General features: G+C 62.5%; 18 protein-coding genes. 16 read left to right on the top strand and 2 right to left on the bottom strand.

What is annotated here, in order from left to right; genetic code table 11:
* The first annotated feature begins 202 nt into the window (after positions 1-202).
* The 3 genes from K3F48_RS20000 to K3F48_RS19990 all read left to right on the top strand — a co-directional run bounded on the left by K3F48_RS20000 (position 203) and on the right by K3F48_RS19990 (position 6854).
* Positions 203-4522, top strand: a complete 4320-nt coding sequence (locus K3F48_RS20000) for a strawberry notch-like NTP hydrolase domain-containing protein (protein ID WP_222577206.1) — start codon at positions 203-205, stop codon at positions 4520-4522.
* A gap of 1 nt (position 4523) precedes the next feature.
* Positions 4524-5585, top strand: a complete 1062-nt coding sequence (locus tag K3F48_RS19995) for a toprim domain-containing protein (protein WP_222577205.1) — start codon at positions 4524-4526, stop codon at positions 5583-5585.
* Between the two features lie 330 nt (positions 5586-5915).
* On the top strand, positions 5916-6854 hold the full coding sequence (locus K3F48_RS19990; RefSeq protein ID WP_222577204.1) for a DUF2493 domain-containing protein: 939 nt from the start codon (positions 5916-5918) through the stop codon (positions 6852-6854).
* Positions 6855-6928: 74 nt separating this feature from the next.
* Here the strand turns inward: K3F48_RS19990 and K3F48_RS19985 are convergent, their stop codons facing one another.
* Positions 6929-7138: a hypothetical protein gene (locus tag K3F48_RS19985; RefSeq protein ID WP_222577203.1), complete on the bottom strand. Its 210-nt coding sequence runs from the start codon at positions 7136-7138 to the stop codon at positions 6929-6931.
* Between the two features lie 308 nt (positions 7139-7446).
* Here K3F48_RS19985 and K3F48_RS19980 point away from each other — a divergent pair, with 308 nt between their 5' ends.
* From K3F48_RS19980 to K3F48_RS19945, 8 genes are all read left to right on the top strand, one after another.
* Positions 7447-7620 carry a hypothetical protein gene (locus K3F48_RS19980; RefSeq protein WP_222577202.1) on the top strand — a complete coding sequence of 58 codons (174 nt, stop codon included), beginning with the start codon at positions 7447-7449 and terminating at the stop codon, positions 7618-7620.
* 148 nt (positions 7621-7768) lie between these two features.
* Positions 7769-8209, top strand: coding sequence for a hypothetical protein (locus tag K3F48_RS19975; RefSeq protein WP_222577201.1), 441 nt, complete (start codon positions 7769-7771; stop codon positions 8207-8209).
* 589 nt (positions 8210-8798) lie between these two features.
* Positions 8799-9125, top strand: a complete 327-nt coding sequence (locus K3F48_RS19970) for a DUF736 domain-containing protein (RefSeq protein ID WP_222577200.1) — start codon at positions 8799-8801, stop codon at positions 9123-9125.
* Between the two features lie 454 nt (positions 9126-9579).
* On the top strand, positions 9580-12057 hold the full coding sequence (locus K3F48_RS19965) for an N-6 DNA methylase (protein ID WP_222577199.1): 2478 nt from the start codon (positions 9580-9582) through the stop codon (positions 12055-12057).
* Positions 12048-13337, top strand: a complete 1290-nt coding sequence (locus K3F48_RS19960) for a restriction endonuclease subunit S (protein ID WP_255609452.1) — start codon at positions 12048-12050, stop codon at positions 13335-13337. The genes K3F48_RS19965 and K3F48_RS19960 overlap by 10 nt, the downstream gene beginning before the upstream one ends.
* Entirely contained in the window at positions 13330-16425 is a 3096-nt protein-coding gene (locus K3F48_RS19955) for a type I restriction endonuclease subunit R (RefSeq protein WP_222577197.1), read from the top strand. The genes K3F48_RS19960 and K3F48_RS19955 overlap by 8 nt, the downstream gene beginning before the upstream one ends.
* Positions 16425-17177, top strand: a complete 753-nt coding sequence (locus K3F48_RS19950; RefSeq protein WP_222577196.1) for a M48 family metallopeptidase — start codon at positions 16425-16427, stop codon at positions 17175-17177. Before K3F48_RS19955 ends, K3F48_RS19950 begins: the two co-directional genes overlap by 1 nt.
* A complete protein-coding gene (locus K3F48_RS19945) occupies positions 17174-18106 on the top strand; it encodes a GIY-YIG nuclease family protein (RefSeq protein WP_222577195.1) in 933 nt (310 codons plus the stop codon). The genes K3F48_RS19950 and K3F48_RS19945 overlap by 4 nt, the downstream gene beginning before the upstream one ends.
* 464 nt (positions 18107-18570) lie before the next feature.
* Here K3F48_RS19945 and K3F48_RS19940 read toward each other — a convergent pair whose 3' ends face one another.
* On the bottom strand, positions 18571-18798 hold the full coding sequence (locus tag K3F48_RS19940) for a helix-turn-helix domain-containing protein (protein WP_222577194.1): 228 nt from the start codon (positions 18796-18798) through the stop codon (positions 18571-18573).
* Between the two features lie 227 nt (positions 18799-19025).
* Here K3F48_RS19940 and K3F48_RS19935 point away from each other — a divergent pair, with 227 nt between their 5' ends.
* The 5 genes from K3F48_RS19935 to K3F48_RS19915 all read left to right on the top strand — a co-directional run.
* Positions 19026-19289: a DNA -binding domain-containing protein gene (locus tag K3F48_RS19935; RefSeq protein WP_370631460.1), complete on the top strand. Its 264-nt coding sequence runs from the start codon at positions 19026-19028 to the stop codon at positions 19287-19289.
* Positions 19290-19427: 138 nt separating this feature from the next.
* Positions 19428-19637, top strand: a complete 210-nt coding sequence (locus K3F48_RS19930) for a transcriptional regulator domain-containing protein (RefSeq protein WP_222577193.1) — start codon at positions 19428-19430, stop codon at positions 19635-19637.
* A gap of 142 nt (positions 19638-19779) precedes the next feature.
* Positions 19780-20211: a DUF2285 domain-containing protein gene (locus K3F48_RS19925; protein ID WP_370631459.1), complete on the top strand. Its 432-nt coding sequence runs from the start codon at positions 19780-19782 to the stop codon at positions 20209-20211.
* Positions 20212-20441: 230 nt separating this feature from the next.
* Positions 20442-20666, top strand: coding sequence for a DNA-binding protein (locus K3F48_RS19920; RefSeq protein ID WP_255609465.1), 225 nt, complete (start codon positions 20442-20444; stop codon positions 20664-20666).
* A gap of 12 nt (positions 20667-20678) precedes the next feature.
* The coding region (locus K3F48_RS19915; protein ID WP_222577190.1) for a replication initiator protein A at positions 20679-21421 on the top strand (743 nt) is incomplete at its 3' end.

Here is a 21421-nt window from a genome sequence, read left to right as displayed (position 1 = left end):
GCCATTTTTCATGCCCGCGATCGAGAATTCCATCATCGAGCGCCTGTGGCCTCGCCTCACGCCATTCCGAATAACCGTGCTCTCCCACGAGTCGTCGGAATCGCGGTGAGAGGAAGAGTCCGGCCGGAAGGGAGGCGAGCCGGCGGGTCCGAGAGAAAGCGCCAGTCGGCTCGTGCTCTCCCGCTCTCCCGAGACCTCTCCCATGTTCAAAATGTCTGCTCTCGCGGCCGCCGACGCGGCTACGTCGACTCTCGCTTGTCACGCTTCTGCCGGCTCCGCGATCGCCGATGCGGCTCGCCGTCTCCTTCCTCATCTCGAACAGGGCCGCCGCGTCGACGCCGCAATCCTGCGCGCAGCGATGGAATCCGCTTTCGGCGCGTCGGACGCCTCCGGCGCCTGGGACTGGAAAATGGGCTATGACGCCTGCGAGGCGGCGACAGTCCTTTTCCTGCGCAGATACGGAAAGGCGCTTCTCCGCAAAGCCGGCTCTCCGGCGGCCGTCCTTCCGATGCTGTCGAAGATCGCAGACCTCTTGCCGACGCATACGCGCCGATCGGAGGAAAGCGAGACTTTCCAGCAATTCTCGACGCCGATCCCGCTCGGCCTCGCTGTTCTCGCCGCTGCGGCGACTTCGCCCTCTGACCGAGTCCTCGAACCCTCGGCCGGCACGGGACTGCTCGCCGTTCTCGCTGAGACGGTCGGCGCATCGGTCATTCTCAATGAGCTCGCCGAAACCCGTGCGGAGCTTCTCTCTCTTCTTTTTCCCTTCGCTCCGGTCACTCGCTTCGACGCGGCGCAGATCGACGATCATCTCGATCCGGCAATCGTTCCTTCCGTCGTGGTGATGAACCCGCCGTTCTCAGCCATGGCGAATGTCTCCGGCCGCATGGCGGATGCCGCTCATCGTCACATCGCCTCCGCTCTGGCGCGATTGGCCGACGGCGGCCGCCTCGTCGCGATCACCGGCGCGAACTTCGCGCCCGACGCGCCTGCTTGGCGAGACGCCTTCATCGGCCTTCAGCGGCGTGGCCGTGTCGCCTTTTCCGCCGCGATAGACGGCGCCGTCTACGCCAAGCACGGCACATCGATCGAGACGCGACTGACCATCATTGACAAACTGCCGGCGGAGGACCCGACCGTCGTTTCGGCGTCGCCCGGCATCGCGCCCGATGTCGCGACACTCCTCGCCTGGATTGGTGAGCTGGCGCCGCCGCGCCTGCCGGTCGCCTTGCCGGCGCCGGCCTGCGGTCCGCGGCCGCGCACGGCGCCAGCCGTTTCCGTTCGAAACGCTCCGGTTCGCCGAGAGACGCTCCCCGGCGCGCCCGAGAGCGCCGCGCTCACCTATGAGATCGTCGACTGGACGCCATCAGAAGGCGCTCGGCTGACGGATGCGATCTATGAAGAATACGGATTGCAGTCGATCCGTATTCCCGGCTCTCAGCCGCATCCCAACAAGCTGGTGCAATCCGCCGCCATGGCCTCGGTTGCGCCGCCGAAGCCCAGCTATCGGCCGCGGCTGCCGGCGAACATCGTCTCGGACGGACTTTTGTCCGACGCCCAGCTCGAAACAGTGATCTACGCCGGCGAAGCCCATTCGGCGTTTCTCGCCGGCTCGTGGACGGTCGACCAGACCTTCGACGTCGTCGCCGCGGCGCGCGACGGTGCGGAGAATGCCGTTCGCTTCCGCCGCGGCTTCATGCTGGGCGACGGCACCGGCGCCGGCAAGGGCCGCCAATCGGCCGGGATCATCCTCGACAATTGGATGCAGGGCCGCCGGAGGGCGCTGTGGATCTCCAAATCCGACAAGCTGCTCGAAGATGCGCAGCGCGACTGGTCGGCGCTCGGCATGGAGCGCCTGCTCGTCACGCCGCTCTCGCGCTTCCCGCAGGGCAAGCCGATTTCGCTGCAGGAAGGTATCCTATTTTTAACCTACGCTACGCTGCGGTCCGACGAGCGCGGCGAGAAGGCTTCCCGCGTGCGGCAGATCGTCGAATGGTTGGGCCCCGATTTCGACGGGGTGATCATCTTCGACGAGAGCCACGCCATGCAGAACGCCGCCGGCGGCAAGGGCGAACGCGGCGACCAGGCCGCCTCGCTGCAGGGGCGCGCAGGACTTCGCCTCCAGCACGCCCTGCCGAATACGCGCATCGTCTATGTTTCGGCGACCGGCGCCACCACGGTCCATAATCTCGCTTACGCCCAGCGCCTCGGCCTCTGGGGCGGCGAGGATTTTCCTTTCGCGACGCGCGCCGAATTCGTGGAGGCGATCGAAGCCGGCGGCGTTGCAGCGATGGAGGTGCTCGCCCGCGACCTTCGCGCGCTCGGCCTCTATACAGCCCGCTCGCTCAGCTATGAGGGTGTCGAATACGAGCTGGTCGAACATCGGCTGACGCCGGAGCAAATCCGCATCTACGATTCATACGCCGAAGCCTTCGCCGTCATTCACAATAATCTCGATGCCGCCATGCAGGCGGCGAACGTCACCGGCGCGACCGGCACGCTCAACCGGCAGGCCAAAGCCGCCGCACGATCGGCCTTCGAATCTGCAAAGCAACGTTTCTTCGGCCATCTGCTGACGAGCATGAAGACGCCGACGCTGATCCGCTCGATCGAACGCGATTTGGAGGAAGGCCACGCCGCCGTCGTCCAGATCGTCTCGACCGGCGAAGCTTTGATGGAGCGACGCCTCTCGGAAATTCCCACCGAGGAGTGGAACGACGTCCATGTCGACATCACGCCGCGCGAATATGTGCTCGACTATCTCGCCCATTCATTCCCGGTGCAGCTTTATGAGCCTTTCACCGACAGCGAAGGCAATCTGTCGTCCCGACCAGTCTTTCGCGACGGCCAGCCGGTCGAGAGCCGCGAGGCGGTCGCCCGTCGGACTGCGCTGATCGAAAAGCTCGCTTCCCTGGCTCCGGTTCCTGGTGCGCTCGACCAGATCGTCCAGCGCTTCGGGACCGATGCGGTCGCCGAGGTGACGGGGCGCTCGCGGCGCATCGTGCGTAGGGGCGACCGCCTCGCCGTCGAAAGCCGCGCCGGCTCGGCCAATCTCGCCGAAACCGCCGCCTTCATGGATGATCTGAAGCGCATCCTGGTTTTTTCCGACGCTGGCGGCACCGGGCGCAGCTATCATGCGGAGCTCTCGGCCCGGAACCAGCGGCTCCGCGTCCATTATCTGCTCGAGCCCGGATGGAAGGCCGACACGGCCATCCAGGGCCTCGGTCGCACCAATCGCACCAATCAGGCACAGCCGCCGCTATTTCGGCCGATCGCGACCGATGTGAAGGCGGAGAAGCGCTTTCTCTCGACGATCGCGCGCCGGCTCGACACGCTCGGCGCGATCACGCGCGGGCAGCGTCAAACGGGCGGCCAGGGCCTGTTCCGTCCAGAAGACAATCTCGAAAGCCATTATGCGCGCGGCGCGCTACGCCAGCTCTATCTGCTGCTCGTCCGCGGCAAGATCGAGGGCTGCTCTTTGCAGACCTTCGAAGAGGCGACCGGACTGTCGCTGACGGATTCGAATGGGATCAAGGACGACCTGCCGCCGATCACGACCTTCCTCAATCGATTGCTGGCGCTGACCATCGAACTCCAGGGCGTGCTGTTCACAGCGTTCGAGCAATTGCTGAACGCCAAGGTCGAAGGCGCCATCGTTGCCGGCGTCTATGACGTCGGGTTGGAAACTCTGCGGGCCGAGAGTTTCCTCGTCACCGATCGCCGGACCATTTACGTCCATCTCGGCACCGGGGCGGAGACGCGCCTTCTGACGATCACGCAGCGCGAGCGCAATCATCCCCTGACGCTCGACCGGGCGCTCGATCTTCTCGCCGATCGGCACGCTGTGCCACTCGTCAACGAGCGCTCGGGCCGATCGGCGATCCAACTGCCTGCGCCGTCGCTGATGCTCGATGATGGCGAGATCGAGCGGCGCGTGCGCCTCGTCCGGCCGATGGAGCAGCATTATGCGTCGCTGAAGGTGATGGAGGAAAGCAATTGGACCGAGGCCGATGGGCGCGCTTTCGCCGCCGCGTGGAGCGCCGAGGTCGCTACAGTGCCGGAATTTTCCGACAGCACGATCCATATCGTCGCGGGCCTGCTACTGCCGATATGGAAACGCCTCCCGAAGGATTCGACACGGGTCTACCGCCTTCAGACCGACGACGGCGAGCGCATCATCGGCCGCCGGGTCACGCCTGCCTGGGTCGCTGGAGCGCTCACAGCTGGCGCCGATCTCTCCGCAGAGGATGCATTCGCCGCCCTGACGGATGGCCGCGCCGTAATCCACCTCGCCGAGGATCTCCAGCTTCGCCGCGTTCGCGTCATGGGCGCGCACCGCATCGAGCTGTCGGGTTTCACCGACGCGATGCGCGAGCGTCTCTCTGCCTATGGGCTATTCCACGAGATCATCTCCTGGAAGCTGCGCATGTTCGTGCCCGTCGACGCGAGCGGACCTGCGGTGCTCGCGACGCTGATGGAGCGCTATCCGCTCCATCGCGTCAGCGAAAAGGAGGCCGCGTGACATGGCCTGTCATGACGCCTCCGATCTCGCGCAGCGTCTCGGCCTTCAGGCCGAGGCGGTGTGCCGTCATTATCTTCACAATGGACATCGCGATGGCCGCTATTGGCTGGTGGGCGATGTTCACAACACACCCGGCCGCTCCATGTTCGTCCGACTGATCGGGACGAAGAGCGGCAAGGGCGCCGCCGGCAAATGGACCGATGCCGCCACCGGCGAACATGGCGATCTGCTCGACGTCATCCAGGAGAGTTGCGGCTTCGCCGATTTCAAGGACACTGTCGATGAGGCGCGCTCGTTCCTGAGACTATCGCGCCCTGAGCCGGAGCCGATGAAGAAGAGGACGAAATCACCTTCAACATCTGCCAACTCGCGGGAGTCGGCAAGACGGCTTTTCGCTATGTCGCAGCCGATTTCCGGGACTCTCGCAGAAGCGTATCTGCACAATCGCGGCATTACGGCTTTGCACGAAACCGCATCGCTCCGATTTCATCCCCGCTGCTATCACCGGCCAGACGAGCATTCCGCGACCGAAATCTGGCCGGCGATGATCGCCTCCGTCACGGACCTCGACGGGCGCCTGACCGGCGTGCATCGCACATGGCTCGATCCTCGCGGCTTCTCTGAGACGACGCTCGGAAAGGCGCCGATCGAAACTCCGAGGCGGGCGATGGGCGATCTCAACGGCCATGCGGTCCGCTTCGGCGTGTCAGGCGAGGTCATGGCGGCGGGCGAAGGCGTCGAAACCGTTCTGTCGCTGCGATCGGCGCTTCCCACCATGCCGATGGCCGCGGCTCTGTCGGCGGCGCATCTCTCCGCCATCCTCTTCTCCGACACATTGCGCAGACTCTACATCGCGCGAGACGACGATCCGGCCGGCGACGGCGCGGTGACGGCGTTGATCGACCGGGCTCGGCAGCTCGGGATCGAGGCGATTGTGTTGTCTCCGGCGCTCGGCGACTTCAACGAAGATCTGCGGCTGCTCGGGCTCGATGCGCTTCGGGCCGCCGTACGTGTGCAGATCGCCCCGCAGGACGTCGCGCGCTTCATGGAGCTGGCGGCATAGGCTCGGGCTGCAGGGGTTGACGCTCCCTGCCGGCGGCTTCACGTCACGATGAATGATGACGCTTCCTGAATTGTCGGAGAGGTCCGCCCCCACGGCCTTCTTCAGAGGGCGATCGATCGGCAGGCGGCTCGGATCGGCAACGGCTGCGGCCGGCTATTTTCCGGCGCGGCCCGCGGCCGCTTTCCATCGCGAGACAAAATAGCCGGCCTTCGCCGTCCTCCGCTGTGCTCCGGCCCTTCGCTTCGCCGCGGGTGCAGGTCCGTTCCGCCTGCCGCTTTCGTCGCCATGAAGGCCGCGATGGGCGCGGTCGATCCGACGAAAGGAAGCGCCATGATCACCGATCGCGACGATGACCGCCACGAGCCGCCGCACGCGTCATCCCCGACCGACCATATCCTCCAGGAACTCCAGCTCTATGGCTATCGCCCCTTTCAGGACGAACCCGATCCGAGGCCATTGCCGGAAGGGCGCATCGTCTCGGGAGCCGTCGCCGATATCTTCGACGCGCTGATCGCGGCATTGCAGGATACGCGCCTCGAACCGGATCTCGGCGACCTGCTCTGGTCGACCGTCAATCTCTTTCACCGCGCCGTGGAGCGGATCGAGCGCGAACTCGACGACAATGAGCAGGCGCAACGCCGCTCGCAGCGCGAGCAGGATGGCGGCGAGGTGAAATCCGTCGAGCTGGAGCGGCTCGCCGCCGAAGGGCAGACTCTCCTCGAGCGCCGGGACGCATTCGAGCTGATGCGCGATCAGGCCGCCGAGCATTACGAGCGTCACACCGGATCATCCTGGCGACCGCGCGGCGGATCGATGGTCAATCACCGCAATCTCACCTCGGCGATGATCGACAGCCGGGACTTCCTCGCCGCGAAGAAGCGCTCCGACAACGAGGTGCTGTTGCCCGCCGGTCCGAAGATCGCCGTCACCGGCGGCCTCGACTTCAACGACCATCGCCTGATCTGGGCGAAGCTCGACCAGGTCCACGCCAAGCATCCGGACATGGTGCTGCTGCATGGCGGCAGTCCGAAAGGCGCCGAACGAATCGCCGCCCGCTGGGCCGATCACCGCAAGGTTCCGCAGATCGCCTTCAAGCCCGACTGGACCAAGCACGCGAAGGCCGCGCCCTTCAAGCGCAACGACGCGATGCTGGAAATCCTGCCGATCGGCGTCATCGTCTTTCCCGGAACCGGCATCCAGGAAAACCTCGCCGACAAGGCTCGCAAGCTCGGTATTCCGGTTTGGCGTTTCGGAGCAGGCGGCGCGTGAGCGCCGCCGACCCTCAGAGCCGGAAATGCGTCGAAACGCAAAAGCGTGTCGCCGCCTCTCCGTAAAGGCTTATTTCAGTCTGGCGCGCCGATCACGGCGATCCTCGCCGCGCGCGCGTCATGCGCCAATTCCGTATCGTTCTCTATGATCTCATCGAGCAACGCCTTCTTGTCGCTGAAATGCGAGGCGGACTGAAACGGCCCCGGCGGCCCCTCGATCGCCAGCGCCGCGATGACGAGCGCCTTCTTCATAAGATGAAGGTCATGCCCCGTGAACTCCGCCATGCCGGCATCCTGACCCGCTCGCTCCGCACATGCGCTGTCGTCGGCCGACAATAGAGGAGGTTCGAGCAATCCACCACCGGGGTCAATGATTTCGAAGCAATCGACTCCTGTCGGCGAGCGCCACCCCGCTCTGATCGGCGCTGATCCTCTATCCGACCGATGGCCTGACGCCATCAACCCACAAGGGGTCGGCTACGCGAGCGTGCCGCCGCTTTGGCTTCACCTGCGCGGTGATCGCGGCCATCGGCCGGACACATCGGGCGCCTGTCGCGCGGGGATGGCCCCCGCCTCAGAACAGGAGCCGATCGATGTCTCGAAACCTCACCTTCGCCCACGCTCGTGGTTGGGACCTCGCGAACACCCTCATGATCTGCGTCGTCGTCTTCCATGACGGCGCGGGTGACTACGGCGTCATGCCGTCGACCGAATACGACGGCGATCCCGCCTTCATCGTACATGAATTTGATCCCTTCCAGCGATGAAGGAAGTGAAAGCTGCGACTGTGAGCGGCGAAAATCCTGCGGGGATTTTCGCTCGCCCTCTCTCATCTTTCCGGCTAGACTCGCTGCCGCGCCGTGGTGGTGGTGGAAGGCGCGCTCGTCAGACCTTTGTCTCACGGAGACCTCCGCTATGATCATCTTCGGACCTCTATTCGTCATCGCCGGCATCGGCTTTTTCTGCTGGCTGCTGTTCACGTTCGCGGTGTTCGCGCTCCCTTTCTATGCCGGCCTGACGGTTGGCGCCTGGGCTTTTCACACGGGCGCCGGCTGGCTCGGCGGCGCCGTCATTGGCGTCATCGCCGCAGGTGTGACGTTTGGCGTCGGGCAACTGGCGCTCGCCTTCGTTCCCTGGACATGGCTCCGGCTCGCCATCGTGCTCGTCTACGCTGCGCCGGCGACGATCGCCGGCTATTACGCCACGCACGGTATTGCCCAGATGGCTATGCCGTCCGCGACATGGCAGATGATCTTTTCGTTCGTCGGCGCGGTCGCGGTCGGCGTCACCGCTTTGATCCGCATCGCCGGAACCGCCCCGCCGGGGCGGGAACAAGCGCGTCTCGCGCGGGCCTGACGCCGTTGCAGCCGCTCCTGTGGGCGCATGTCGATCTGCATCTCTCCGAATTCATCGTCGTGACACACGGCGGCTATTACGGCGGCGAGTTCGAATCTTCGTGGCGAGGCGGTCGAAATTGTGATGCTCCTCGGAGCAATCCTTCGGCGAGAGCGATCTCACGGCGTCCGATAATCAGCGGGGTGGGAGGCATCGCGATAAGCGGCTCGGAAGCGACGATGACGAAATTTTGAAGCCGGACAGAGGATCGTCATCATCGTCGGCACTCGTCGCCGAATCTTTGCGGTCGCATGCCGTCGCCGAATTCGCCCCGATCCCTTCAGGCCAAGCGCTCCATAACGGCCTCTTTGATGGGCGAATCTGGCCGAAGGCCGGCTGCGCCTCGATCGCCTATGCGGCAATGGCGCCGATCGACTTTCTTCCCCTGACGGCTGCGCCGCCATTCCTCGCGAAACAACAAAGTCGCTCTTGCGCCATCCTCCGCTGACGCTGCGGTCGCGAGCGATGCCGCGCCGATCGCCTCCGGCCCTTCGATCGCCATCGAGGCCGCACTGGCGGGCTCGGAAATTCAGATCGAGGAGAATTCAAAATGGCGACCATCGGCACCTTCAAGAAGACCGGCAACAACGAGTTCACCGGCGAAATCATCACCCTTTCCGTCCAGGCGAAGAACGTTCGCATCGTCCCCGAAACCAGCCGCTCCGGTGACAATGCGCCCAGCCACCGCGTCTTCGTGGGCCGAGTGGAGATCGGAGCCGCCTGGTCCAAGCGCTCCAATGAGGGTCGCGATTATCTCGGCGTCAAGCTCGACGATCCGAGCTTCAACGCCCCGATCTTCGCCAATCTCTTCGACGACGAGAGCGGCGAAGGCTACAGCCTGATCTGGTCCCGCCCGAGCCGCCGCAACGGCGACTGAGCGGCACTGCGCCCCGCCTTCCCGGCGGGGCGCTCCCCCTGCAAATTCCGAGCATCGCTTTCCGGGTAGGGCCACGATCCGCGAACGCGAAAAAACGACCCAGCTGGCGATCGTTAGGCTCATAACCTGAAGGTAGTTAGCTCACATCTGGCTCTCGCAACAAAACTATAAGATATTCAATTGCTTATGCGACGTTCGATTTAGCTCTCGCCAAAGGGGCTTTCCCTTGTGTCCACGCCGTGTCCGTTATTTCGGGCCATTCAGAAACACGATCCAGCCGCGCGAGAGAAGTGCAAGCGACCGGGCGCAGCAAACGCGCGGCCTAGAAAATGCTGCACAACACTGGCCGCCCCTTCGCGTCGTCGGCGTCGCCGTTTATGGTGGTCAAAAATGGGGACGGCGAATCGCGCTTTTTGAAGTCGCAGATATCGCAGTTCAGCTCGGGAAGCGACGCATGGCAGTAAAAAAGTCGGATCTCTATTCGTCTCTTTGGGCGTCGTGCGATGAGTTGCGCGGCGGAATGGATGCTAGCCAGTATAAGGACTACGTCCTTTTCATGCTGTTCATCAAATATGTTTCCGACAAGTACGCAAAGAGTGACGATCTAGCGCCGCCAATCACAATCCCGCCAGGCACCAGCTTCGACGACATGATCGCCCTCAAGGGCAATCCGAACATCGGGGATCTGATCAACACGCAGATCATTCAGCCCCTGGTCGACAGCAACGAAAGCTTAGCGCGCACAGATTTTCCTGATTTCAACGACCCGAACAAACTCGGGGACGGCAATGATCGCATCGAGCGTCTCACGAACCTCGTGGCGATCTTTGAAAGCCCAGATCTCGATTTCTCCAAGAACCGGGCCGATCATGACGACATTCTGGGCGATGCCTATGAATATCTGATGCGGCATTTCGCGACGGAGAGCGGCAAGAGCAAGGGCCAGTTCTACACCCCGTCGGAAGTCAGCCGCATCATTGCTAAGGTGATCGGCATCTCGCCGAAGAACACGGTCGCGGGCACGACCGCCTACGACCCCACATGTGGCTCGGGATCGTTGTTGCTGAAGGTGGCTGCCGAGGCAGGAAAGCGCATAACGCTCGAGGGTCAGGAAAAGGACGTGACCACGGCCGGTCTCGCCCGTATGAATATGATCCTGCACGACTTTCCGACCGCGAAGATTATCGCCGGTAACACGCTCGCCAGCCCGAAATTCCTCGATGGTGACCGACTCCGCACATACGACTACGTGGTTGCCAATCCGCCCTTTTCGGACAAGGCGTGGTCGAACGGCATCGATACTGCGCGCGACCCGCACGCGCGTTTCAGCTGGGGCGCACCGCCCCGCAAGCAGGGCGATTACGCTTATCTGCTCCATATCATCCGCTCGATGAAGAGCACCGGCAAGGCAGCCTGCATCCTGCCGCATGGCGTGCTGTTCCGTGGAAACGCCGAGGCCGAGATCCGCGAGGCGCTGGTCAAGTCCGGCTATCTGAAAGGCATCATCGGCCTGCCGCCGAACCTCTTCTATGGCACGGGCATTCCCGCCTGCATCGTCGTGCTCGACAAAGAGAACGCCGCCACCCGGCGCGGCGTGTTCATGATTGACGCCTCGAAGGGCTTCCGCAAGGACGGCCCGAAGAACCGGCTGCGCGAGCAGGACATCCATCGCATCGTCGATACCTTTGCGCGCGTCGTCGACGTGCCCGGCTACGCCCGTATGGTTCCCCATGACGAGATCGCGGACCCGAAGAACGCCTATAACCTCAACCTGCCGCGCTATATCGACAGTTCCGAAGCCGAGGACATCCACGATATCGACGCCCATTTGAACGGCGGCATTCCGGCTCGTGATATCGAGGCGCTTTCGGCGTGGTGGAAGGTTATGCCCTCCCTTCGCGGCAAGCTCTTCGCCGATCTGCGCTTGGGATATCTGTCGCTCACGTTGCCGGTCGGCGAGGTGAAGCCCACGATCGAAGGCCATCCCGAGTTTCAGGCTTTCACCAAGGCCGCTGGCGACACCTTCGCCGCCTGGCGCGCGCGGACGGAAGCCGCGGCGCGAGCCTTCGGTCCCGGCGGACACCCGAAGGAATTCATCGAGGCTCTATCGGAGGACTTGCTCGAAGTCTTCCGCAAGGCACCGCTCGTCGACCCTTACGACGTCTATCAGCACCTGATGGACTACTGGGCCGAGTCGATGCAGGACGACGCGTATCTGATTGCTGCCGTCGGCTGGGCGGCAGGCGTGCGTCCACGCGAAATCATCAAGCGCAAGAACAAGGAGGGCAAGCTGGTCTGGCCCGAGCCCGGCGATTACCAGGTCGGTAAGCGCCGCTTCACGTCCGATCTGGCGCCGTCGCGCCTGATCATCGCCCGCTACTTCGCGGCAGATCAGTTAGTGATCAATGCGCTTGACGCGCGCATGGCCGAACTCGAACAGAAGATGGCCGAGAAGCTTGAAGAAGGTGCGGGCGAGGACGGGCTGCTCGCCGAGGTGATCGAAGGCGAAGGCGAGAAGCAGAAGATCACGGCCAAGGCGATCAAAGCGCGGCTGAAGGAGATCGGGCGCGACGCCGATCTGGCCGACGAGCGAGAAGCTCTGCTCGCCTATCAGGCGCTGATCGACAATTTCGACGAGACCAAGAAGAAGCGCAAGGCGGCGGAGGAAAAGCTTTTCGCCAAGGTTCACGCCCGCTACGCCGCGCTCACGGACGACGAGGTGAAGACCCTCGTCGTGGCCGACAAATGGCTGGCTACAATCGATGAGCGGGTCGGCGGCGAAGTCGCGCGCGTGGCGCAGTCCCTGACGACGCGCGTGCGTGAGCTGGCCGAGCGCTACGAGAAGCCGCTGCCGAAGCTGGAGGAAAAGGTCGATTTGTTGGCCGCGCGTGTCGCCAGTCACCTTAAGGCGATGGGGGCCACATGGCACTGAGGCCCGGATACAAGACAACCGCGATTGGCGTAATCCCAGAGGATTGGCTGGTCGTGACGCTCGAAAGTATCACCGATCCAAGAGCTCCCATTAGGTATGGTGTCGTGCAAATTGGCTCAGACACGCCAAGCGGGATTCCAATCGTTCCAATAAAGTTCATAAAGGAGATATCGTCAGCACCACTCCCAAGATCAGCAAGATCTATAGAAGCGAGGTTTGCGGGAAGTAGGATTTGTGCCGGTGATGTCCTGCTTTCAGTGAAGGGTACCATTGGGCGAGTAGGCATAGTTCCGGACCATTTCGAGGGAAACATTGCCCGAGAAATCGCCCGTCTGCGCATCAAGAACGAGGAATACCCGCGTTTCGTTATGTGTCAACTTGAGGGCAACCACACTCAACGTAGAATAAACGATGCAGTTGTAGGCACCACCCGTCTTGAATTTTCAATTTCTGCCGTTCGGAAGTTCGCAATTGCAATGCCTTCCTCTCAGGCGGAGCGAAAGGAGATCGCCTGTGCGTTGTCAGAGATCGAGGATCTGACCTCAGCGCTGTCTCACCTGATCGCCAAGAAGCGCGATCTGCGGCAAGGCGCGATGCAACGCCTGCTCACCGGCCAGACCCGCCTGCCGGGCTTTACCGCCCCGTGGCAGGAGAAGCGGCTGGGAGCACTTGGTCGGTTTATGAAGGGTAGCGGTGTGCGCCGCGACGAAGCGCAGTCGGGAGACATCCCTTGCGTTCGGTATGGGGAAATCTACACAACGCACCAAAACGTTGTTCGTCACTTTGCCTCGTACATCTCGCGCGCCGTGGCTCACAGTGCGACGCGGATTCAGCGCGGCGATATACTTTTCGCCGCTTCTGGTGAGACGAAGGAAGAGATTGGGAAGTGTGTCGCGCTCGCCCATGATGTTGAAGCTTATGCTGGCGGCGATATCATTATCCTGCGCCCGACCAGCGGCGATCCAGTATTTCTAGGCTACCTCTTGAACACGCCGCACGTGGTGCGTCAGAAGGCCAACAAGGGCCAGGGCGACGCCGTGGTCCATATCGGGGCGCTGGCGCTTGCCGCGATAGAGATCAGCGTACCAGACGAGAACGAACAAGCCGCTATTGCAGGCGTGCTCTCGGATATGGACGCCGAAATCTCCGCCCTTGAAACCCGCTTCGACAAGACCCTCGCGCTCAAGCAGGCGATGATGCAGGCGCTGCTCACTGGGCGCGTGCGCTTGCCGGTTCGGCGCGATGAGGCGCCGCACACGAAGGAGGCTGCGCATGCCTGACCGCCCACGCAGCGAACGCGTCACGCAAAATCGTCTCGCCGCCTTCATCACCAAAGCAAAAGCTGCGGACGGCCTCGGCTATCGGGAGCTCGGCGATTGGTCGGGCCGGCCGGGCAACCGCTGCGTCGAGCCGGAACTTCTGCGCGCCAACCTCACCGCCCGCGGCTATTCCAAGCCGGAGATCGATGCGGCGCTCACCCGTTTGATGCAGGCGATCGAGGTCACCGGCACGACGCTTTATCAGGCGAACCTCAAGACCTACACGCTGCTGCGCTATGGCGTAGATGTGCAAACCTCCGTCAGCGCGCCCTTCAAAAAGGTGCACCTGATCGATTGGGAAAACGCCGACGCCAACGACTTCGCCCTGGCCGAAGAAGTGACGTTGAAGGGCGGGCACGAGCGGCGCCCCGATCTCGTCGTCTATCTCAACGGGCTCGCTGTCGCGGTGACCGAATTGAAGCGCGCCGCGGTCGAGATCGGCGATGGCGTCCGCCAGTTGATTTCCAATCAGGACGAGATTTTCAACGCACCGTTTTTCGCCACCGCCCAGCTTCTGCTGGCGGCCAGCGATGCGCAGGGCCTACGCTATGGCACCATCGGCACGCCCGAAACCCTGTTTGTCGAATGGCGCGATGAAAACCCGCCCGAAGGCGAACTCCCTGCTGGCGCGCTTCTTGACCGGCCGATGGGCCAACTTCTGCACAAGGAGCGGCTACTCGATCTGATCCGCAACTTCGTGATCTTCGACGCCGGCATCAAAAAGGTGCCGCGGCATCACCAGTTCACCGGCCTGAAGCTGGCGCAGGAACGCCTGGCCCGGCACGAGGGCGGCGTGATCTGGCACACGCAAGGCTCGGGCAAGAGCATCCTCATGGTGTTGCTCGCCAAATGGATTCTGGAACGCGAGCCCGATGCGCGGGTGCTGATCGTCACCGACCGCGACGAACTCGATAAGCAGATCGCAGGCGTGATGCGCAACGCGGGCGTGCTCGGGTCGGAGGCGCCGTCGCCCCGCGTCACTCGCCGCGACGAGTTCGTCAGCTGGCTGGGGACGCCGTCGCCGCGGCTGATCTGCGCACTGATTCACAAGTTCGATTCCACCGACCTTTCCGGCCCGCCGCCGCGGGTGACCGGTCGCTTCTACGTGTTTGTCGACGAATGCCACCGCACCCAGAGCGGCGACATGAACAAGCAGATGAAGCGCTGGCTCGAAGGCGCGATCTTCGTCGGCTTCACCGGCACGCCGCTGTTTCAGAAGGACAGCAAGACGACCCGCGAGGTCTTCGGCACCTATATCCACACTTACAAGTTCCAGGAGGCCGTGCGCGACAAGGTCGTCCTCGATCTGAAATACGAAGCGCGCGACGTGCCTCAGCGCATGACGAACCCGACCGCCATCGATGCCTGGTTCGAGAAGAAGACCAAGGGGCTGAACAACTTCCAGAAGGCCGTGCTTCGGAAGCGTTGGGCGACCATGGAGGAATTGCTCAGCGCGACCGAACGCAAGCGGCGAATCGTGGCCGAGATCGTCCAGGACTTCGATCTGAAACCGCGCCTAAGCGACGACCGCGGGACCGCCATTCTGGTGGCCTCTTCGATCCGCGACGCATGCGAGTATTTCCGCGAGTTCCAGAACACCCGGCTCGGCCCGCATGTCGGGATCGTCACGTCCTTCGAGCCGAACCACAATGCGATCTCAAGGGAACCGGCCAACAGCGACGAGCGCTACAAATTCGACACCTACACCAAGTTCGTCCTCAAGAGCGGCCAGAGCACGACCGCCTACGAAACCGAGATCAAGCGCCGCTTCATCGAGGAGCCGGCGAACACAAAGCTCCTGATCGTCGTTTCGAAGCTGCTCACGGGCTTCGATGCGCCGAGCTGCACCTACATCTATCTCGACGACAAGCTGCGTGATCACACGCTGTTCCAGGCGATTTGCCGGACCAACCGGATCGACGGCGACGACAAGATCTTTGGTCACATCGTCGATTTCAAGGAGCTTTTTGGGAACGTCCAGCACGCCATCGCGGTCTACAGCTCGGATGAACTCGATATCGATCAGGGCAGCGGCGGCGACAATAACGTCGAGATCAAGGGCTGGCTGGAAGAAGGCAAGGCCCGTCTCGACGCTGCCCGGGAGGCCTTGCATTACCTCTGCGATCAGGTGCCACCCCCGAAGGAAATCGAGCAGTATCTTCGCTACTTCTGCGGCGATGTGGCCAATCCGAACGCGCTCGACGAGACGGAGGCGCTTCGAATATCCTTCTACAAGGCGGTCGCGTCTTTCGTGAGGGCCTATGCGGCGGTCGCCCAGAACCTCGAGGAAGCCGGATACGATGCGATGGCGCAGGCCGCAATCCTGCGCGAGGTGGAACTTTACTCAGATCTACGCGCGGCCATCAAAAAACACTCCGGGGAAGAGCTCGATATCAAGCCGTACGAGGCTGATATGCGGCATCTTCTCAACACGTACATCCAGGCCGATCCGGCGCAGGCCCTCGGAAGCCTTTCAGGCGTTTCCCTGACGCAGGCGATCATTGAGACGGGCATACACGACGCCATCGCGAGGCAGTTGAACGAAAAGGGCAAGCTCTCGAAGAACGCGGTCGCTGAGGGCATTATCAACAACATTCGGAAAACGATTATTCGTGATCAACTGACCGATCCGCGCTTTTACGATGAGATGTCTCGACTCTTGGAGGATCTGATCAGGCAAACCCGCGAGAGCGCCGAGTCCTATGAAGAGTTCTTGCGAAATGCCGAGGACCTCATCAAGCGTCTAGCGGCCAAGACCCAAAGCGACGGCGTGCCGGCAGCGCTTCATGGAAACCGAGAGGCCACGGTGATCTTCAACAATCTGGCTTCGATCCTGGCGAGCAGCTTCACCTGTCCGACCGATGACGACGAAAAGGCGAAGCTGGCGCTGGAAATCGATCGCACAGTTCGCGAGTACGCTCCTGCCGGATGGAAAGGCGACGCAGTCCGGGAGCGGGAGGTCAAAAACGTGTTGTTCCCATTGTTCAATCGAGACCGCGACGCAACTCTCGCCATGTTCGAAATCATCAAGAACCAGCCGGGGTATTGATGGCTGAACTCATTCAACTCGGCGATATCGCGATCAGTGTGACGCGGAAGGACGTGAAAAACGTCCATCTGTCTGTCCATCCGCCTGACGGGCGCGTGACCCTTGTCGCGCCAACAGCAACGAGATTAGACATTGCGAGGGCCTACGCGATCACGCGCATTGGCTGGATCAGGCAGCAACGCGACCGCTTCGCGAAGCAGGCGCGCGAGGCGCCGCGTCAATACAGCGGGCGCGAAACCCATTATCTCTGGGGCCGCAGGCATCTCCTGAAGCTGACCGAGCGAGACGAGAAGCCGACGATCAAAGTTGATCACCGGACGATCCATCTACAGGTGCGGCCAGGAACCACCCGGGACCAGCGAGCGCGCATCATGCACGAATGGCATCTGGGACTTCTTCACGACGCGATTCCCGAGATGATCCGCAAGTGGGAAGCCCGCATCGGTGTGAAAGTTCGCGGCTACTTCCTGCAGCGGATGAAGACAAAATGGGGAAGCTGCAACCCTCAGCGCAGGACGATCAGAATCAACACCGAACTGACCAAGAAGCCGCGCGATATGCTCGAATACGTGATTGTGCATGAGATGATCCACCTGATTGAAACCAAGCATACCAAGGCGTTCTTCCAGCACTTGGATCGCCTTTACCCAAATTGGTCCGTCGTACGTTCGGAATTGAACGAGCTTCCATTGTCTGCTGAGAGCTGGCTTTCACGGTCTGAACGGATGAGAGTCCGGAAGGGATGCCCATGAGCCAGCCAGTCGAAACGTTCGGGCGCACAATCCAGCTGTTTCTCGTCAATGGAAACCCCAATGGGTTGACCATCGCCTCTATCCACGGCTGGACTGGCTCGGTTCTTGTCGCGACGCAGTCAACCTTTGCGAAGCTGCTTTCCCGGCCGGAAGTCGATCGCACCGGAGTGTACATCCTATTCGGTCCCGACCCGACGGATGCGCTTTCGATGCGCGCCTACATCGGCGAAGCCGATAGCGTTCGAGATCGTATCGCGCAGAGTGCCGCGGATCGAGGGTTCTGGGAGACAGCCGTTGTCATCACGACAAGCGATGAGGCCCTGACCAAAGGCCATGTCCGCTATCTCGAAGCGCGACTGATCGAACTCGCCATCAACGCCGGCAGGGTCAGCCTGGACAACGGCCAGGCGCCTAGCGCCGACAAGCGGCGAATGCCGGAGGCCGACCGGGCCAACATGGAGGCATTCCTCGCAAACCTGAAGACTGTTCTGCCCGTTATCGGTCTGGATTTGCTCAAGCCACGCCCCGTTTCAGCGACCAAAGCGGCTGGGCAAGCAACGACGCTAGACGAGACAAGGTTCGAGATCCGTCACAAGAGCGGCGTAAAGGCGACCGGCGTCGAGGAAGACGGTGAATTCGTGGTCCTTCAGGGAAGCGAAGCCCTCAAGGACGCCGGCTATCAGGGGACAAATTCTTACGGCGAACTGAAACAGGAACTGATTGCACAAGGAGTACTCGGCGCGACGCCTGAGGCGAAATTCTATACCTTCTCCAAGCCCTATGCGTTCAAGAGCCCCTCGGCAGCAGCCGCGGTGGTTCTGGATCGCAATTCCAACGGGCGTTCAGAATGGAAGGTTGTTGGATCAAAGCTGACCTACCATCAATGGCAGGAAGAAAAAGCGCTGACCGCTGGAGGTTCGGCGTCCTAGCGGCTGCAAACCGGGCCTGATCGCGCCGGGTAGAGTCCAGTCCAGCATAGCCCGTTCCAAAGCCGCGTTGAACGATAAGAGCGAATTTCGTCGACAAGCGGTGCCTAGAAGGAGCGGACAGAATCAGAGTTGACCACGCGCAATTTCAGAAAATTTCGCCGCCTGAAAAGTCAAAGCGGCAGCTAAAGCGCCTGTTCCAGGCGCGGCGCGCCGAAATAGGCGAAGCATGGTCCAATCACAGTCGCGAGATCGGCGGCTTCGATTTCGAGTTTTCGCCGCGCTGCTCCGTCATGCTAGCGGAGTTCGCCGCATCGCAGGGAGAAATCCCCGCCATCGCAGCCTCTCACCCTCTCATCACCGCCGATGCCGAGGTCTCGCGCGCACCGGTACCATGGGCGAAGGGAAATTTTGGCGTCAAATAGACGTTGCGCCGGTCCTGCCCAGCCTTGGGTCGCTTGCCGAACTCAACCACGGGTTCTCGGTTTGCTGCGCTTGAGAAGATCGGCGGGCTCTACGCCGAAAGCATCGGCGATCCGCCCTATAATACCCACCCTCGCCGACACATTGGCGCGCTCGATCGCACCGACATAGCGAGAACTCAGCTGCGCCTTCTCGGCAAGCGCTTCCTGCGTCCAGTTCCTGGCGTTACGCAGGCGGCGCACATTCGTAGCTATGACCTCCTCTATTTCCATGGCGGCATGGAAGCCGAGTCAAGAACGTTCATTCCAGGAATGAACGTTCTGATTCGTCGGCCGCCATGCTACAATTGCCTACCGCCGATCCGGTGAGTCTTCCGCCCCACCGAACAACGCGATGCGCCGATTGCATCACCGTCGGAATAGAGCTGCAACCAATCCTGGGATATAATCCTGCTGTCTCGCCATGAATTCGCCGGCATAGAGCGACAGGTAGGTCCGCAATGAACACGCCAGCCTTCGAAGATCGTCCGCCTCTCACCGAGCACGTGAACGCCTACGACGAACGTCACCTCACGATCTACCTGCGACTGCTGGACGCGGCCGAAGAAGGCGCCGATTGGCGCGAGGTCGTCGCGGTGATTTTCGGGATCGATCCGGATCGCGAGCCGGAACGGGCGAAGATCATCCATGAAAGCCATTTGGCCAGAGCGAGATGGATGTCCGCGGCCGGCTATCGGCAGCTTTTGGGCACGCGCGCGCAATAGTCTCTCTTCTCGCCTGCCATAAAAAGGTCACGGGCGCTCGCGGCACGCGATGCAACCCTTTGGGCTAGTTTTGGTTCTGCCATTCCGGAATCGTCGAAGTCGCCGCTCGAGCTACGAGGCCAAGCCGAGGAGCGCTTCATGCCGACGAATTTTTGGAAAACTCCCGATTCCATCAAGCAATTGAACGAGCTCACCCCTTCCGGTTTCGCGCTCGAATTCCTGCGCCGGAACCCCAAATATCGCCAGGATTATCGCGAGACGCTGAGGCGGATTGAACGCGGCGCCGTCGACGAAACGACCGCGCTGTCGAGCCTCGCGCGTCGCTGGGGGTTGCAATTTCGCTCATGACCCGGAATCTCCGGCAGGAAGGGAGCCAGCGCTCTGGCTCCCTGAGGTCGACCCCGGCACGCTGATCATCGCTTCGGCGCCGCCCCGCTTCGCGGCGGATGGGACCTTCGATCCGACCGCCTTCGGCAAGGTCGTCGCGGACATGTCCGCCGAGGGGGACAGGCGGGTCGTGATCGGCGACGCCCGAGGCGAGATTCATCTCTGGATGAACGAACGCGCGCCGAGCCGTCCCGCGATCATTTTGCCGCTCGACGCGTCACTCGAAATCCGGCTCGAAAGCGCGTCCCGACTCGTTCGGCTCCTTCAGGGCGGGGCGGCAGGGCCGCTACCTCGAGCGCTACAATTGACCGCGCAGCGACGCGCGCGTCTCATCCTGTTGCTCCACGCGCTCGACTTTCGGCTCGGCGGCGCAGGGCCACGCGACATCGCCGCGGCCCTGATCGACGCCGAGGACGCTGCGCTTCCCGCGCTCGAGTGGAAGAGCTCGGCGACGCGCCGCAAGGCGAACCGTCTCATCCATGATTCCATCGCGCTAATGGACGGCGGCTACAAGCGGCTGCTTCGCGGCGGCTGATGACCTTCCGCATTGTCCGTCTCCTTGGACATCCCGGCGCGCCTCGCGGAAGGGGGGACACGGATCGGCCCCAAAACTTCGTCCTCCCCCTGCACTTCTCTTCTCCGCCACGGTGATCTCGAAACGCCGCGACGTCCCTGCGGCGCACCTCACCGCTACGGAGGCGTCTCTTGCGCGACAAATCACCCGAGGGCGCCACGCGCTTCGTCCGGACGCATGAAGCCGCGCGAATGCTCAGCCTCTCCGCGCGCACGCTCGAAAAATACCGCTGTCACGGCGCCGGCCCGACATTCCGCAAGCTCGGCGGGCGCGTCGTCTATGCGATCGAGGATCTGCAGGCCTGGGCCGATGGGGCCGCCTGTCGCTCGACATCCGATCCGCAATATGTCGAAGCGCGCGACGCCGTCCGGTTCGACACCGGCGTGCGCATCGCCCGCCTGAACTCCCACCGCTGAGGCGACGCCGCCATGCCGCGCCACCTCCCCGTCATCTCGAGCGAGCGAAGCCGGCTCCACCCCTTCGTCATCGCGACGGGGGACGCTTCGCCGCGCGATCAGCGCGATCTCATGGAGCGGCCCTTCTTCTCGCTCGCCAAGGCGAAGCGCACGGCGCCGATCCTCTACGAGGCGGCCGGCGCGCGCGTGGAAGTCTTCGCCATGCCCGAGCACGGCATGGCGACCATCTGGGACGCCGACGTGCTGATCTGGGCGGCAAGCCAGATCGTCGAGGCCGAGAACCATGGCCTCACGACCTCCCGCTTTCTGCGCTTCACGCCCTATCAACTCCTCAAGGCGGTCGGACGGGCGACCGGCGCTCGTGACTACAAGCTGCTGAAAGGCGCGCTCACCCGCCTGCAATCGACCGCTATCTGCACCACCATTCGCAACGGCGAGCATTGGCGTCGCAGCCAATTCTCCTGGATCAACGAATGGGAGGAGTGCGTGACGCGCGGCGGCCGCGTCGAAGGCATGGAGTTCGTCCTCCCGGAATGGTTCTACCGCGGCGTCATCGACCGATCGCTCGTGCTCGCCATCGATCCTGCCTATTTCCGGCTGACGGGCGGCGTCGAGCGCTGGCTCTATCGCGTCGCCCGCAAGCACGCCGGCCGCCAGAAGCAGGGCTGGAGCTTCGACATCCCGCATCTGCATCAAAAATCCGGCAGCCTCGCGACGCTCAGAAGTTTCGCCTTCGACATCCGGCTCATCGTCCA

It is taken from the genome of Methylosinus sp. Sm6, from assembly GCF_019802345.1.
Classification (GTDB): Bacteria; Pseudomonadota; Alphaproteobacteria; order Rhizobiales; family Beijerinckiaceae; genus Methylosinus.
This window is presented reverse-complemented; position numbering and strand designations above follow the sequence as displayed.